The sequence below is a fragment of the Corynebacterium sp. MSK074 genome (genome assembly GCF_030229735.1).
GTDB lineage: Bacteria > Actinomycetota > Actinomycetes > Mycobacteriales > Mycobacteriaceae > Corynebacterium.
This window is the reverse complement of the sequence record NZ_JASPIX010000004.1, coordinates 210629-223438: the sequence shown is the minus strand read 5'-3', so window position 1 is coordinate 223438 and position 12810 is coordinate 210629. Positions and strand designations below refer to the sequence as shown.

13 protein-coding genes are annotated in these 12810 nt (G+C 60.4%); 2 read left to right on the top strand and 11 right to left on the bottom strand.

Translation table 11 applies throughout. The features are described 5' to 3' along the window. Positions 1-291, top strand: a 291-nt coding sequence (locus QP965_RS06120) for an IS30 family transposase (RefSeq protein ID WP_284844397.1), incomplete at its 5' end; no start/stop codon positions are given. Positions 292-326: 35 nt separating this feature from the next. Here the strand turns inward: QP965_RS06120 and glmS are convergent. Next, the gene (gene glmS, locus QP965_RS06115) at positions 327-2198 is read right to left on the bottom strand and encodes a glutamine--fructose-6-phosphate transaminase (isomerizing) (RefSeq protein ID WP_284844396.1); all 1872 of its coding nucleotides are present in this window, start codon (positions 2196-2198) and stop codon (positions 327-329) included. 95 nt (positions 2199-2293) lie between these two features. Further along, positions 2294-5098, bottom strand: a complete 2805-nt coding sequence (locus tag QP965_RS06110; protein ID WP_284844395.1) for an FAD-binding and (Fe-S)-binding domain-containing protein — start codon at positions 5096-5098, stop codon at positions 2294-2296. Positions 5099-5302: 204 nt separating this feature from the next. On the opposite strand from QP965_RS06110, the gene QP965_RS06105 reads away from it, so the two are divergent. Next, entirely contained in the window at positions 5303-6136 is an 834-nt protein-coding gene (locus QP965_RS06105) for a dienelactone hydrolase family protein (protein WP_284844394.1), read from the top strand. A gap of 4 nt (positions 6137-6140) precedes the next feature. On the opposite strand, the gene QP965_RS06100 is transcribed toward QP965_RS06105, so the two are convergent. The 9 genes from QP965_RS06100 to QP965_RS06055 all read right to left on the bottom strand — a co-directional run bounded on the left by QP965_RS06100 (position 6141) and on the right by QP965_RS06055 (position 12723). Further along, entirely contained in the window at positions 6141-6401 is a 261-nt protein-coding gene (locus tag QP965_RS06100) for a hypothetical protein (RefSeq protein WP_284844393.1), read from the bottom strand. Beyond that, positions 6401-8176, bottom strand: coding sequence for a hypothetical protein (locus tag QP965_RS06095; protein WP_284844392.1), 1776 nt, complete (start codon positions 8174-8176; stop codon positions 6401-6403). The genes QP965_RS06100 and QP965_RS06095 overlap by 1 nt, the downstream gene beginning before the upstream one ends. Beyond that, positions 8173-8487 carry a hypothetical protein gene (locus tag QP965_RS06090; RefSeq protein ID WP_284844391.1) on the bottom strand — a complete coding sequence of 105 codons (315 nt, stop codon included), beginning with the start codon at positions 8485-8487 and terminating at the stop codon, positions 8173-8175. Before QP965_RS06090 ends, QP965_RS06095 begins: the two co-directional genes overlap by 4 nt. Before the next feature lie 112 nt (positions 8488-8599). Further along, on the bottom strand, positions 8600-9943 hold the full coding sequence (gene glmM / locus QP965_RS06085; RefSeq protein ID WP_284844390.1) for a phosphoglucosamine mutase: 1344 nt from the start codon (positions 9941-9943) through the stop codon (positions 8600-8602). Between the two features lie 48 nt (positions 9944-9991). Further along, a complete protein-coding gene (locus tag QP965_RS06080; protein WP_284844389.1) occupies positions 9992-10318 on the bottom strand; it encodes a type II toxin-antitoxin system HicB family antitoxin in 327 nt (108 codons plus the stop codon). Positions 10319-10718: 400 nt separating this feature from the next. After that, the gene (gene rpsI, locus QP965_RS06070; protein WP_204610198.1) at positions 10719-11252 is read right to left on the bottom strand and encodes a 30S ribosomal protein S9; all 534 of its coding nucleotides are present in this window, start codon (positions 11250-11252) and stop codon (positions 10719-10721) included. Then, positions 11252-11695 (bottom strand): 50S ribosomal protein L13, encoded by a 444-nt coding sequence (gene rplM, locus QP965_RS06065; RefSeq protein ID WP_034668278.1) that lies wholly within the window; start codon positions 11693-11695, stop codon positions 11252-11254. Before rplM ends, rpsI begins: the two co-directional genes overlap by 1 nt. Before the next feature lie 356 nt (positions 11696-12051). Further along, on the bottom strand, positions 12052-12339 hold the full coding sequence (locus QP965_RS06060) for a WXG100 family type VII secretion target (RefSeq protein ID WP_005322746.1): 288 nt from the start codon (positions 12337-12339) through the stop codon (positions 12052-12054). A 69-nt stretch (positions 12340-12408) separates the two neighbouring features. Further along, a complete protein-coding gene (locus tag QP965_RS06055) occupies positions 12409-12723 on the bottom strand; it encodes a WXG100 family type VII secretion target (RefSeq protein WP_225745954.1) in 315 nt (104 codons plus the stop codon). Positions 12724-12810 lie beyond the last annotated feature (87 nt).

Here is a 12810-nt window from a genome sequence, read left to right as displayed (position 1 = left end):
TCACTTACCTGGGATCAGGGAAGTGAAATGGCCTGCCATAAGGCCTTTTCTGTAGCGACAAACTGTCCCGTGTTCTTTTGCGATCCTGGCTCGCCGTGGCAGCGGGGCACCAATGAAAACACCAATGGACTACTAAGGCAGTACTTCCCTAAAGGAACAGACCTAAGCGTCCATAGTGCAGCGGACCTAGAATTCGTCGCCATGCAACTCAACCGCCGCCCCCGCAAAACCCTGGGCTTTCAAACACCAGCCGAGAAAATGGCAGCACTGATAAACTCAACCGAAACATAGGAAGTGTTTCCACGACAACTAGAATCCGCCGTGGATTACTCCACGGTCACGGACTTGGCCAGGTTACGTGGCTGGTCCACGTCGTAACCCTTGGACTTTGCTACATGGGCGGCAAAGATCTGCAGCGGCACGGTGGCCAGCAGCGGCTGCATGAGGGTCGGCGCCTTCGGGATGCGGATGACGTGGTTAGCGTAATCCTCCACGGCGGTATCGCCCTCTTCCGCAATCACGATGGTGATGGCACCGCGGGCGCGGATCTCCTGGATATTGGAAACGACCTTGGAATGCAGGGAGTCGCGGCCGCGAGGGGACGGCACGATGACGAAGACCGGCTGGCCTTCCTCAATCAGTGCAATCGGGCCGTGCTTGAGCTCGCCGGCGGCAAAGCCCTCGGCGTGCAGGTAGGCGATCTCCTTGAGCTTCAGCGCGCCCTCAAGAGCTACAGGGAAGCCGACGTGGCGGCCCAAGAAGAGCACGGATTCCGCATCCTTCATGGAGTTGGCCAGGTTGGCCACCTGGTCCTCTTCATCGATGACGTTCTGGACCTTGTCCGGCATGTGGCGCAGCTCAGCAAGAACGCTCTGGATTTCATCGGCGAACATGTTGCCGCGCAGCTGAGCCAGGTAGAGGCCGAGCAGGTAGGTGGCGGTAATCTGCGCCAGGAAGGCCTTGGTGGAGGCCACGGCGATTTCCGGACCGGCGTGGGTGTAGAGCGCGGCATCGGATTCGCGCGGAATGGACGAGCCCTGGGTATTGCAGATGGCAATAACCTTGGCGCCCTGCTGGCGGGCGTGGCGCACGGCCATCAGGGTATCCATGGTCTCGCCGGACTGGGACAGGGCGACGACGAGGGTCTTCTCGTTCACAATCGGATCGCGGTAGCGGAACTCGTGGGCGAGCTCGACCTCGGTAGGAATGCGGCACCAGTGCTCGATGGCATAGCGTGCCACGTGGCCGGCGTAGGCGGCGGTACCGCAAGCGATGACGATGATCTTGTCGATGGACTTCAACACGGTCTCATCGATGCGCAAATCATCGAGGGTCAGCTGCCCCTGTTCATCGAAGCGGCCGAGCAGGGTATCACGCACAGCGGAAGGCTGATCGTGGATTTCCTTTTCCATGAAGGAATCGAAGCCGCCCTTTTCGGCAGCGGCGGCATCCCACTTGATTTCAAAAGGCTTGCCCTGTGCAGGGTTGCCCGCATAATCGGTGATTTCTACCTCGTCGGCGGTGATGGTCACGACCTGGTCGTTGTCCATCTCCACGGCGGACTTGGTGTAATCGATGAAGCCAGATACGTCGGAGCCGAGGAAGTTCTCGCCCTCGCCCAGGCCGATAACCAGCGGCGAGTCGCGGCGAGCGGCAACGATGCGATCGGCCTGCTCGGCGTGGATGGCCAGCAGGGTGAACGCGCCCTCCAAGCGGGAGCAGGTCAGCTGCATTGCCTTGGTGAGGTCACCAGCAGCCTCGTTGTGGAAGACATCGCCCAGCAACGTAGCGGCAACCTCAGTGTCGGTCTCGGAAACGAAGTTGTAGCCCTTGTTCAAAAGCTCGGACTTGAGCTCGGCAAAGTTCTCAATGATGCCGTTGTGCACCACGGCCAGCTTGCCGCCATCGACCACGTGCGGGTGCGCATTCAGGTCGGTGGGGCCACCATGAGTAGCCCAGCGGGTATGGCCAATGCCCAGCACGGAGTCTGGCAACGGGCGGGCCTCAATCTCAGCATCCAGCGCAGCGACCTTACCGGCCTTCTTGCGCCAGCTAATGTCCCCATCGGCGTACATTGCTACGCCAGCGGAGTCATAGCCGCGGTATTCCAAACGGCGCAGCCCTTCCAGAACTACGTCAAGGGCGAAGTAATCACGGTCACCACCAGCGTGACCAATATATCCAACAATTCCACACATGGTTGCTGATTTTACAGCACGGGGAAGAAACCTCTAGGCGGGCGGGGCGTCGGCAAGCGGGGCATAGCGCCCCACCCGCTAGTGCGCTGGGAAAACTAGCGCGTCGCCTGCTCCAAAAGTTCCAGAATGTGGTGATAATCCTCGCCGGTAGCACGGGTCAGACCGAGCTCGCAGGTGCGGTTGGTCGAGGCGTGATACTGCGCCCCGATTTCCTTGACTTGTGCTGCCTCGGCGCGCGTTGCGGCGTCGGTTAGCTCCGGATGCAGCATGCCGCGATCGCCGGCATAGCCACAGCAATTCCAGTCAGTAGGAATGTGTACCTCGGCCGCAGCGGCGCGGGCTACCTTCTCCACGTCTTCCATCATGCCCAGCTGGAAGGCAGAGCAGGTGGGGTGCACGGTCACGGAAGCCGCGGGGTTCTTGACCGCAAGCTGCGGCAGGAGGGTATCGGCCGTAAAGCTAATGGCGTCGATGACGGTAATGCCTACCGACTCCAGCATGTCCTTGAATCCGGCGGTGCAGCTGCTGGCGTCCACGATGACCGGCAGGCGCGCACCATCGGTGGCCTCCATGACGACATCGCGCACGCGCTGTTCCATTGCATCGTGGCCGGCCTGCATGCCCTTAGAAGCCCATGGGGTGCCACAGCAGAGCTTGTCGATGCCCTCTGGAACCTCCAGCGCTACCCCGGCGCGCTCCAAGAGAGCCACGAAGGAATCGGTCGTGCCCTTGCCGCCGCCCTGCGGGCCAAACATGGTGTTCACGCAGGCAGGCAGATAAATGCCGGTGGTCTGCGCGTAGCGGTCTCCCACGCGCCCGGCCCAGCGGCCACGGGACTTGCCGCCCTTGCCCAGCTCCGGCTGGTACTGCGGCAGGTTATCGGTGCCGATGAGGCTGCGGCCCACGTCGGTGACCTTCTTGACCAGCTCGGTGGGCAGCAGGTGCGCGCCGGTCAGCGCCAGCCCGGCGCCTTGGCTAACCACCTGCCAGTTCTTGGCGGCAGTGCCCCACAGCTTCTGCTGCGCCGGCTGGGCCTCCTCGCGGCGCAGGCGCTTGATGAACTTGCCGGTATCGATACCTACCGGGCAGGCGGTGCGGCACATGGAATCCACCGCGCAGGTCTCGATGCCCATGTATTCATAGGCCTCATCCAGCTCGGCTACGAGCTGGCTATCGCCGGCTTCTTCCGCGCGCTTGCGGGCGCGGCGCACGACGATGCGTTGGCGTGGGGTCAGCGTGAGATCGCGCGACGGGCAGACCGGCTCGCAGTAGCCGCACTCCACGCAGCGGTCCACTTCCTCTTCCACGGTGGGGTTGAGCTTGATGTTCTTGATGTGCGCATCGGGGTCATCGTCCAAGATGACGCCCGGGTTCATGGTGTTGGTGGGATCGCAGGCCCGCTTGAGTTCTTGCATGACCGCGTAGAGTTCGTCGCCGTACTGGCGGCGCACATACGGCGCCATGGCGCGGCCGGTGCCGTGCTCAGCCTTGAGATTGCCCTCAGCCGAGAGAACCAAGTCCACCATGCCCTCGTTGAAATCGTTATACCGACCGATGGCGTCATCGCCTTCAAAGCGGTCCGTAAGCAAAAAGTGGATATTGCCGTCCTTGGCGTGGCCGAAGATCACGGCATCGTCATAGCCATAGCGGGCAAAGAGTTCCTGCAGGGAAGAACAGGTATCAGCCAAGTCCCCCACGGGCACCACGATGTCTTCCAAAAGCGCGGTTGTACCGGACGGGCGCGCCTCAGCAACCTGGGCATACAGGCCCTTGCGGAAGCTCCATGCGGTATTGCGCGAAGAGGCATCGGCCGAGAAGGCAGCTGGCGATTGCAGCGGCAGCTCGCGCAGAAGCTGCGAGCCCTTGCCTTCCTTCTCCCGCAATTCTTCTTCCGCGTCGGCGTGGTACTCAATGAGCAGTGCGGCTTGCTTGTCCACATCGAAACCGGTGATGGCCTGCGGGACCTTATCAAAGCCTTGGCCTACGCGGATCGAGGCAGAGTCCATTAGCTCCAGGGTGGCCGCCCCGGTATCTAGCAGGGCCGGCAGGGACTTGGTGGCGGCGGTGAGGTCATCAAAGACAGCCACCGTGGTGGTGGTCAGCTTAGAAATCGGCACGGTTCGGAATACCGCCTCAGCGATGAAGGCCAGGGTTCCCTCCGAGCCGATGAGCAGGTGCTCAAAGAGCTTGACCGGGCTATCAAAGTCCAGGAAGGAATTGAGGCCATAGCCCATCGTGTTTTTCAGCTGGAAGTGGCGGCGGATAATGTCCACGGACTCCTGGTTATCGCGCACGCGGCGCTGCAGGCGGGTGAGCGTTTCCACCAGCTCCGGTTCCTGCTCTTGGAACTGCCGGTCCGCATCCGGATCGGCGGTATTGATCACGGTGCCGGTAGGCAGCACGAAGGTCAGCGATTCCAGGGTGTTATACGTATTGAGCTCGGTACCGCAGGCCATGCCGGAAGAGTTATTGGCTACCACGCCACCGATGGTGCAGGCAGATTCACTGGCCGGATCCGGGCCAAGCTTGCGATTGCGCAGACCAAGGCGAGCGTTGACCTGGCGCACCGTCGCGCCGGGCTGGACGCGCACGCGCTTACCCTCATCCAATACCTCGATGCCGCGGAAGTGCTTGCGCACATCCACCAGGTAACCATCGCCAGAGGCCTGGCCGGCAAGGGAAGTGCCGCCGGAGCGCAGGGTTACCGGAACATTCTGCTGTCGGCCCGCACGGAAGATGGCGGCCACGTGCTCAGCCGAGCGGGCCTCAATGACTGCCTTAGGGGTGTACAGGTAGTGCGAGGCATCGGAGGCATGTGCCACGCGGTCAATAACCTCGGTCTTTACCTCCATCCCATAACGAGTAGAAAGTTCTTCCACATCAACGACGCCGGTAGTCATGTACCGCAGCCCGCCTTCCCAGAAAAATAGAGTATGCAGTTGCCCACACATTGCACTCCCCTGCGCACAGGCGCGCAAGTTAGGAGGGGCTTAGGAAAGCCTTTCCACCACACCCGTGGTTCGGCTGGATACTGCGCAGACATTTCTCAGATAAACCCTCACCCTTTCCCGCCTAGCGGGTGATCTTCCTCTATCCTGGAATGCGTGTCTGCGAATTTGAATAAACATCTAGCAACGTTGTCGAAGCGCGGTCGCAACCGAGTTTTGGTTGGCGACCTTGACTATGCCGGAATCACCGGCAAGGTTTATACCCCCGCGGAGGGCCAAAGCCTGCCCGCCGTGGCCTTTGGCCATGACTGGATGCACAAGATTAAGGATTACCACGCCACCCTGCGCCACCTAGCTAGCTGGGGCATCGTGGTGGTAGCCCCCGATTCCGAGACCGGCCCCTTCCCCAACCACCGCAACCTGGCCGCGGATATGGAATCCGCGCTGCAGATTGCCGCTGGGGTCAGGCTGGGCGCCGGAAATATTACGGTCTCCCCGGGCAAGCTCGGCATGATTGGCCACGGCATGGGCGGCGGCACGGCCGTGCTTGGCGCCTTGGATAACCAGAAGGTCGCCGCCGTCGCCGCCATTTACCCTTCCATCACCGCGCCGTCTGCGGTGCAGGCGGCCCGCCGCATTACTAGCCCGGGCTTGGTCATTGGCGCTGGCCAGGAAGATATTTTCAATGCCGGCAACCCCGCCAAGCTGGCCCATAACTGGAATGGCCCAGTCTGCTTCCGCGCCATCGACAAGGGCAGCCACGCTGGCTTTACCGAAGATCGCCTGCGCAAGCTGGCCATCGGCACCGCCGCTTTCCAGTCCGGCCCCACCGAAATCGCCCGCGGCTTGGTCACCGGCTTCCTGCTGGCCACCCTAAACGGCGATTCCACCTATGACGCCTTTGCGGATCCAGAGGCAAGCGCCAAGAAGGTCCAAAGCCTCGTAGGCGAAGACTTGGCCGAGCGCGCCGGCGTCACCCGCGACGCCTAAGGTATTAACCCCGCCGCAGCACAGATTGCACCTGCCCCGACGCGTTCCTTGAGCGCGCCGGGGCAGCGCCATATCGGGGCCTTGGCATCGCCGCCGCTTGCCGACGCCCCACCTGCCCCTTCTCCCTTCGCGCCTCCTGCATGGCTTTATCCGTGGACTTTTCTAGCTCGTCTTGCGCTTTCGCCAGCGTTTTTTCAAATTCCAGCAGGCGTTTAGCCGTCCTTTCCCGAAAGCCCTGCGCAAATTCTGCGAAGTCGTTATTCATTACCACTGACCTGCCTTTCGTGCCTTAATGGTTGGTTCTTCTGGCGCGGGTGCTGCCTCCTGCTGCGGTGCCGGCTGTGGTGCCGGTGCCGGTGCGGGTGTTGGCGCTTCTTCTGGAGCCGGCTGCGGTGCTGGTGACGGTGCCAGCGCCTCCGCTGGACCGGCTGCCTGGAGGTGTGCCACCTTCTCTGGTGGCGGCGTTGGCTCCTCTACCTGAGACAGCTCAGGAGGTGGCGCCATGACGCCATCATCACCAGCTGGCTCCGGTTCGGGGCATGGCTCCGGCTCCGTCTCGGGTTCGGGTTCGGGCTTAGGTTCCGGGCAGGGATCAGGTTCTGGCTCAGGATCAGGCTCAGGGACGGGGTCCGGTTCGGGTTCTTGCACTGGGCAATCCGCTTCGGACATGTTTTCCAGGCACTGCGCGGCACCTTCCACAATGAGGCCCACGCCTACTAAAGCGATTCCGGCCCCTACCAGGCCGAGGCTGCCACTGCAGGAAGATTCAATTCCACAGCCTTCTGAGCTGGTTTGGGTCGTTTCCACACAATCTTCGGTACTTTCAGCGGTACTTTCCGGGCAGAGCGTTTCCTCGCCTGCGCCCGATTCAGCAGCGGGATCCGCATCCGTGTCTGGCTTAGGTTTCGGCTCTGGCTGAGGCTCAGGTTCCGGGCACGGTTCTTCTACTTGCTGTGGCTGTTCTGGCGGCTCCTGCGGCGGAATGATCTCCGCCTGTGCCGGCCTGGTGATCTCTACGTCGCGCTGGGACTGTAATGGACGCTCAGTTAATGATTGTTCGGTGCACTCTTGGCAATGGCAGCCGAGACCGTGTTCGGCAGTGGTCTCCGTGTGCACTTCCGTCTTGGCTGCAGGCTCGGGCTCGGGGCATTCCTTTGGCGGGACGGATGGTGGCGAAGGAGGCATCGGCTGTGGCGGCGTGGAAGTCGTCTGGCTCGATTCTTGCTTTGAGTCAGGCTCCGGCATGGGTTTGGGCTCTGGTGGACACTCCACCTGGGCCGGCTCGGTGGGCTGCGACGGCGGAGGTGGGCATTCTTCCTTCGGCATCGGCTTAGTGGGAGTAGGAGTCTCCGGGCATTGCTCTACCGGTGCGGGGCAGGCATCATCTGTAGGTTTAGCCGGCGTCGGGCATTCTTCTGGCATTGGGCGCTCACAGACGCACTCGCAACGCGATTCAAACTCGTTATAGCAGGACTCAATCGCATCATCGCGGTCGCGGCAGGTGCTAGCGATGTTGTGATTCGTCTCTTCGATAACGCGCCCGCCAATGGTGGAAAGAATCGGGATAATAAACCTGGCCAGCGGGTGCTTGGTGGCCACCATGGACAAGATATTCAGCAGTGGGATGACCGCAGAGATGAGCTCGGTTAGGGCGGTGTCGGAAACATCGACGACGTCGGCAATAGCGCCCGAGCACTGCTCCGCCGAACTGGTGAGATGTGCGGCATCCTGGCGGTCAATGTCGAAGTCTTCCTGCACGCCGCACAGGTGCTCGCGCATGGCGCCCTGAGCAACCTCGGAATCATCTTGCTGCAAATAGCCCGCTAGTCCAGCACCGCCTCCCTTCGGGCGGTTGCCGCCCACGGCCGCAACGGTGTTTTTCACCAAGTTTTCGGGCGCGATGCCGTCCACCGCACCGACTAGCTCCCCCAGTAGGTTCATCGGCATGCTGGGTCCCGAGTAGCTTCCCAAGCATGCGAATTGGAATTGGGAAATCGCGTTGGAATAGTCCCCCAGCAGGGATTTTGTCAGCGTGCTCACTTGCTGTTCGCCTCCCCGCCGCGCGCAAAGGAGCTGCCGAAGGACTCATCAAAATCAGCAAAGGCGCGCACCTGTTCATGGGCGGCATGGGCGGTGGCGGATAAATTATCCAACCTCTTCCCGCCGCGCTCATGGATGCGCGCCAAGACAGCACGAATGCGCTCACCGTGGCCGTCAAAGTTGCGTCCAGCCGCGGCCACCGGAAAATCCGGTACCTCAGCCCGGTGAGCATCGCGTTGTTCGTCGTTATCGGCTACGACCTGCCGTAGTGCGGACATCGCCTCCGAGGGGCGAAGAAAAACCTCAGACACTGGTGTATTCCCCCAAATCCATATGCGGTAAAAGTTCTCACCTTCATTGGACTGGGGATTGCACCAAATGGTTCCCTAGGATGCCAAAATTCTTCCGCACCCGGCGATCGCGCTAGACCGAGGAAACGATGGCGGAAAGCCTGCCGGCAACCTTACGTGCCTGCTCCTTATCGGCGGCCTCCACCATGACGCGGAAGACCTCCTCAGTGCCGGAGGGGCGCAACAGAACACGGCCGGTTTCGCCGAGTTCTTCCTCGGCCTGGGCAATGGCTTCTTGTACTTCGGGGGCGTCCATGATGACACCCTTATCAGAAACCGGCACGTTAATGAGCACCTGCGGCAGCACGGTCATTACCGATGCCAATTCCTTTAGGGACTTTCCGGACTTGGCCATGCGCGCCATGATGGACAGGCCAGTAAGCGTGCCGTCGCCAGTCGTGCAATCATCTGGCAACACCACGTGGCCAGACTGCTCGCCGCCCAAGGAGAAATCGCCGCGGTTGAGCTCTTCCAGCACGTAGCGGTCGCCTACTGCGGTGTGACGGACCTCGATGCCTTGTTCCTGCATGGCTAGCTTCAGGCCCAGGTTAGACATGACGGTTGCTACCAGAGTGTTATAGCGCAGGTCATTATCGTCCTTCATGCCCACGGCCAAAAGTGCCATAATCTGATCGCCATCAATCACATTGCCCTCGGCGTCCACAGCCAGGCAACGGTCGGCGTCGCCATCGTGTGCCAAGCCCAGATCGGCGCCATGCTCGACGACGGCCGCCTGTGCCTTTTCAATGTGCGTCGAACCGCAGTCCTCATTGATATTAAAGGCATTCGGCTTGTTGTGGATAGCAATAACTTCTGCACCAGCCGCCTCATAAGCGATCGGAGCAACCTTGGAAGCCGCACCATTGGCGGTGTCTACGACCACCTTGATGCCGCTGAGGTCGGTGGAGACCACTTCCTTCAAGTGGTTGAGGTAGCGCTCGCGCCCATCCGGGGCCTCCGAGATGATGCGGCCCAGCTTGGTGCCGGTCGGGCCATCCTCGGTGAGGTTTTCCATCGTGGCCTGAATCTGATCTTCTACCTCGTCCGGCAGCTTCTTACCGCCGGCAGAGAAGAACTTAATGCCGTTATCCGGCATAGGGTTGTGGGAAGCAGAAATCATCACGCCGAGATCCGCGCCGTAGTCATCTGTCAGGTAGGCAATCGCCGGGGTCGGCAGCACACCCACGCGCACTACGTCAACCCCGCGGGAGGCCAAACCGGAGGCAATCGCCGCGTCCAGCATCTCACCGGAAACACGCGGGTCGCGGCCGATAATGGCCAACGGCCGACGCTCATAGGATTCCCGCTGGGCGGTGAATACCTCCGCAGCGGCCTGGCCTAGTTGCAAGGCCAGAATCGGGGTCAGCTTCTTGTTCGCGAGGCCGCGAACGCCATCGGTTCCAAAAAGTCGAGTCATGCAGTCAATTATGCACTCCTGTGCCCATCGATTACATGTTGGGGCGGTTTAGGCGGAGGCAAGCTTCTGGTTTATCAAGGCATTGAGTGAAATTCCTTCCGTCCTTGCTTCTATGACTAACTTGCGGTGCAGCGACGGAGAGGTTCGAACGTTGAATTTTCCCGAATATGACCGAGCCCCCAACGGTTGTGGGATGGCTTCTCCTGACACCTGCAGATCTTCTACTACTTCCGCAACCAACTTCAGAAGTTCCTGCTCTGCACAGCTCCGGTCAGAATCCAGCCACGATAGTGAAGGAAACTCAGCAACCGTCGCCACAAACTCATTATCCTCTTCAGACCAGAAGACTTGATAGGTGTATTTGCTGACGTCCATTTTTATCTTCTTTCTTGCTCGCTTTGTAGCTTTTGTACCGCTTTAAGAACTTGGCGAACTTGGTAAGCTTTCGCTTTGCCTTTCGCGTTCTGAATATTCACTCGGGGATCTCCACGCCATGGCGTCTTATAAGTTTTGTGCGACGTGCCTTTGCTGCTTCTTCGCTCAAAAAAATAGTCACACACACTTACTAGATCCGAAAAAGCTATGTTCACTGGGCTTCTTTTCATTTTGGCCAAGATTTCTTCTACGCTGCTACCCACAATTAATCAGTACCACATATAGTACTACCATGCAGAGGTGTCATTATCCTCTGCCGAAGCTCAAAACGACGAAAGCCGCCGCCTCCCAAAGGAAGCAGCGGCTTTGCGTAGCGCTTGCGCGCGCAGTAGAAGCGAGATTAACGCTTGGAGTACTGCGGTGCGCGACGTGCCTTGTGCAGACCAGCCTTCTTACGCTCAACTGCACGAGCATCTCGGGTGAGCAGACCAGCCTTCTTGAGGGCGGTGCGGTCAGCCGGGTTGTAGATGTTCAGTGCACGAGCGATAGCCAGACGCAGGGCGCCAGCCTGACCGGTTGGGCCGCCGCCGTTAACGGTGACCTTGAGGTCGAACTGGTTCTCGCGCTCCAGCAGGGTCAGCGGAGTGAGGATGTCCTGCTGGTGCAGCTTGTTCGGGAAGTACTCGCCGAACTCGCGGCCGTTAACCACAATCTGGCCGGAGCCAGCAACGAGGCGAACACGTGCGACGGCGCGCTTACGGCGACCGACGGTCTGGATCGGGCCCTCGTGTACCGGAGCGGCAGCCTCGACCTCTTCGGTCTCGGCCGGCGCGATGGAATCACCAATGGTGTTGGTGAACTCTTCGGTAGCGGCGCTTGCTGCAGCGATGTCAGCAGCGTCGGCTACGTTGTTGTCGATGTTCTGCTCAGACATTACTGTGCCACCTGCTTAAACTCGAAGGTTTCCGGCTTCTGGCCGGCGTACGGGTGCTCTTCGCCTGCGAAGACGTGCAGCTTCTTGATGGAAGCGCGGGAGAGCTTGTTGTGCGGCATCATGCCGGCAACGGATTCTTCGATAACGCGAACCGGGTTGGCGTCCAAAGACTGACCCAGGGTCATGGACTTCAGGCCGCCCGGGTAACCGGAGTGGCGGTAGCGCATCTCGCGGCCGCGCTTGGTGGAAGAAACGTGGATCTTGTCAGCGTTGATGATGATGACGTGGTCACCAGCGTCAACGTTCGGTGCGAACTGTGGCTTGTGCTTGCCGCGCAGCAGGTCTGCAACGGTGGAAGCGAGCTTGCCCAGCACCACATCAGTAGCGTCGATGACGTACCACTTGCGGGTGATGTCACCGCTCTTTGGGTGGAAAGTAGACAATTTGACTCCTTGAAAGTCTGTCTCGGAACTGCCGGCCAGCGCTAAGCATCCATTCACTCCCGTACAGCGGCCGGTGGAGACCTGCAGGGAGCGCTTCGCCAGCTGCTTGCCGACGAGCGAACACATAGGTTTCCTACCCTACTTGCTCACCTGCCCAAAGACCAAAACACCGAAGCCGGCACCTTCCGCGGCTCAAACGGGAGGTGCCGGCTCGTAGGTACGGACTAGAAAAGGAATAGCCACGCTGGTTTCTTGGCCAGGGCTGCGGCTGCGTCCGCCTCCTGCCACGCGGGTGTGGTCAGTGGCACCGCAGCCCCGACGGGAACAGCGTGGAACCGTGCAAACAGGGTGTGGATTTAACCCCAGCTTGCGGCAGCGCGACGGTTGACGTCGCTCATTGCATCATTGCCCTGCGAGACGGTCTTGGAGATGGTGGCGAGCACGGTGTTGAGTTCCTGGGACGCCTTGTCCCACTTGGCCTGCGCTTGGTTATAAGCCACGGCGGACTCGCCTTCCCAAGTGCTCACCATGGGCTGAAGGCGCGCCTTCAGGTCTGCCAGGGTGCTGTTGATGCGACCAGAGGTGGCGTTGATATCGGCTGCGGCGGAAGAAATGGCACCGAATTCGTACTTGATCTCGGACATGTGGTGATGGATTCCCTTCTGTGAATCTATAGCTTTTGGGCTGCGGAGTAGTGAAGTGTGCGGTGCGGTTTAGAGGGCGAGCCCGCCGCCCACGTTGGAGAAGGCCTGGGTGTTTTCTGCTTCCACGTTGTCGAAATTGTGGGCATTGCTGCGGATATTGTCAGAGATAGAAGCCAAGGCCTCGCGCAGCTGCTGCGCAGAGGTGTTGTAGCGCTGCATCAGGTCATCGAAGGAGACCTGCGCCTGGCCGGCCCAGCTGCCGCGGACGGAGTCGACGACGCCCTGCAGGCGGGTGAGCTCACCCTGGACTTCATCGTTGGTGTTATCGACTTTGCCGGCGGTGGCAATCATGACATCGGCTTGTGTCTTGAAAGTCTGAGACATAAGAGTGCGCCCCTCCTTAGGGCGGATGAGATTGTGTGTATTTCCCCCGAAAAAGCAGCTGTGCTTCGCATCTGTGCTTTCTCACCT